The organism is Acidisoma sp. S159, assembly GCF_009766125.1.
Lineage (GTDB): Bacteria > Pseudomonadota > Alphaproteobacteria > Acetobacterales > Acetobacteraceae > Acidisoma.
Window position 1 is genome coordinate 262 of the sequence record NZ_LMUG01000108.1, and the last position, 2479, is coordinate 2740.

1 protein-coding gene is annotated in these 2479 nt (G+C 67.4%); it reads right to left on the bottom strand.

What is annotated here, in order from left to right; all coding sequences use genetic code 11:
* A partial coding sequence (locus tag GSQ92_RS29785) for a hypothetical protein (RefSeq protein ID WP_371418624.1) occupies nt 1-2479 on the bottom strand: 2479 nt, incomplete at both ends.

The window sequence follows — 2479 nt, forward strand, 5'->3', positions numbered from 1 at the left end:
ACTGGTGCCGGTGCCGCTGACGGTCACCGTGCCGCTGTCGAGCAGCCCGCTATCAATGCCGCCGCCCTGGATCACCAAGCTGCCGCCCGAGGTGACCATCATGCCGGTCACTGTGATCGTGCTCGACACGGTGAGGATGCCGCCCGAGGCGATCGTCCCGCCGCTCTCGATCGCTCCCGCCGCCAGCACCAGGGTTCCGCCCGCCGACACGATCGGGTTGAGCGACGTGCCGCCCGAGACCACCGTCTCGGTCCCGCCCGAGGAGAGGGTGTCGCTCTGCGCCGTCGCGCCAGAAGAGACCAGCAGCTGCCCGCCGCTCGCCAGGCTATCGCCGCGATCCGCCGCGCCGCTGCTGAGCACGACGGTGCCGAGATCGACGGTGCCGGACACCACCGCCCCGCCGAACACCACCAGCGACCCGCCGGACGCCACCGTCGCGCTATAGACACTGGCGCCACCGGTCGCCGACAGGATCGCGCCCGAGGCCACCGTGCCCGCGGACTCCACAGCACCAGACTGCAGGATCAGGCTGCCACCGGCACTTAGGATGGTGCCGGAGGCGACACCGCCGGAGCTGACGACCTCCGTACTGCCGGAGGCGATCAACGTGCTGACGGCGACGCCACTGGCGCCCACGCGTTCGGTAGCGCCGGAGGTCAGGGTCGCGGCGATGTCGGTGCCGCCGGACTGCACGAGGTCGGTCACACCGCTGTTGATGGTCAGGCTGAGGTTGCTGCCGGCGGAGGCGATCGCCGTCACCCCGCTCGACACGTAGATCGGCAGGCCGGTGCTGTTGACGGTGTCGATGAGGGTCCCGCCCGCGCTCGCGCTGAGCAGGCCGCCGGAGAACACCGTCGCACCGCTTGCCACCCCGCCCGAGGCGACCGTCTCGGTCCCGCCGCTGCTGACGAGGGTGTGGATGGCGATACCACTGGCGAGCACGGCATCCGTGCCGCCGGAGGAGATCGTCGCGGAGATATCAGTGCCGCCAGCCTGCACGAGATCGGTCGCGCCCGCCTTGAGGGTGAGAGCGAAGTTGGTGCCGAAGGACGCGATCGCCGTCCCGCCGCTCGACACGTTCAGGGTGCCGCCGGAGTTGATGCTGTTGATGAGTGTGCCGGCGGCGCTGACGGTCAGCGAACCGCCAGCAACCACCGTGGCGCCGCTTTCCAGCCCGCCCGAGGAAATCGTCGCCGTCGCGCCGGTGCTGAGGATCGTCGCCAACCCTGTGCCGCCCGAGCTGACGGTATAGATCCCGCCTGCACTCACCTTGGTGCCGATATCGACGCCACCAGCGAGAACGAGGTCGGTGCCACCTGCTATGGTCAGGCCGAGGTTGGTACCACCGGAGGCTGTCGCCGTTCCGCCGGCGCCGACAATTGCTGTCGAACCCGGCACGGCGTCGGTGTTGACAAAATTGCCAGCAGCGAAATTGACAGAACCGCCGCTGGAGACCACGGTGTTGTCGTAGAGAGTCGCTGGCAAGCTGCCTGGGAAATTGGTCGCACCTGATTCGACGGTCAGATTATAAACCGTGCCCCCGTAGCCATATTCAAATCCGAAATCACTAATGGCCGATATCGTTCCTAAAAAATTGACCTGGGCATTAGCACTGAAAACGCCACCGGATAGATATGCGCTCGTCAAAACCGCAAGGTAAGCATCATGGGTTCCGTCGCCGACAGTAACGTTGAGTAATGTCCCACCACTGAAAACCTGAACACCGTCGCCGGTATAGCCACTAACAACGCCAGTGCCCGGATAAAGCCCCAGATCCGTTACGCCGCTGGCGAAACCGGAGATATATGCTTTTCCGCTTGACGTGACAGAAATATTGAGCGCCGTCGCGCCGCTGCCGACATTGTAGAGCGCCCCGCTCTGCACAGTGCTGCCGCTTTGCAACGCACCCGACGACAGGTAGACCGAGCCACCCGCGGATAAGTTCAGCCCCAGCGCCGTGCCGCCCGCCTGCACCGTCTCGGTGCCAGTCGCACTCACCGTGACCGACAGCGCCGTGCCGCCCGCGGACACCAGCAGCTGTCCGCCGCTGACCAGGGTGTCGCCGCTCTCGACCGCCCCGCTGCTCACCACCACCGTACCGCGGTCGATCACGACGATATCCGACCCGCCGCTCAGAATCACCAGCGACCCGCCGGCCGCGACCGTCATCCCGTTCACGGTCTCGCCCGAGGACACGACCACCGTCGCGCCGGAGGCGATCGTCCCGCCGCTCTCGATCGCTCCCGCCGCCAGCACCAGGGTTCCGCCCGCGGAGACGATCGGGTTGAGCACCGTGCCGCCCGAGACCACCGTCTCGGTCCCGCCCGAGGAGAGGGTGTCGCTCTGCGCCGTCGCGCCCGAGGACACCAGCAGCTGCCCGCCGCCCGCCAGGCTATCGCCACGATCCGCCGCGCCGCTGCTGAGCACGACGGTGCCGAGATCGACGGTGCCGGACACCACCGCCCCGCCGAACACCACC